Annotated in this window: 1 protein-coding gene; it reads left to right on the top strand. The window is 63.2% G+C overall.

Going from position 1 to position 272, the window contains the following annotated elements; all coding sequences use genetic code 11:
- The coding region (locus NCR39_RS27730; RefSeq protein WP_502800291.1) for an oxidoreductase at positions 1-272 on the top strand (272 nt) is incomplete at both ends.

The following is a 272-nucleotide window of genomic DNA, read 5'->3' as shown; positions in this document are numbered from 1 at the left end:
GCGTTATCGGGCGTATCACGTCGAAAGGGCGAAAGCGGGAATCGCATTGACGATGACAGCCGGCTCCGCAGCGGTTTCGAAGGACAGTCCGCCGGTCTTCAACAACATCCTCGCGTACAAGGACGAAGTGGTGCCGTGGATGAAGGATCTCGTCGACGAATGTCACGAGCACGGCGCGAAGGTGATGATCCAGCTGACGCATCTGGGCCGGCGCACGCGCTGGGACACGGGCGACTGGCTGCCCGCGGTGTCGCCTTCGCATTGCCGCGAGC

This window comes from Caballeronia sp. ATUFL_M2_KS44, assembly GCF_023630965.1.
Classification (GTDB): domain Bacteria; phylum Pseudomonadota; class Gammaproteobacteria; order Burkholderiales; family Burkholderiaceae; genus Caballeronia; species Caballeronia concitans.
Note: the sequence above shows the minus strand (reverse complement) of the source record. Positions and strands in the feature narration are given on the sequence as shown.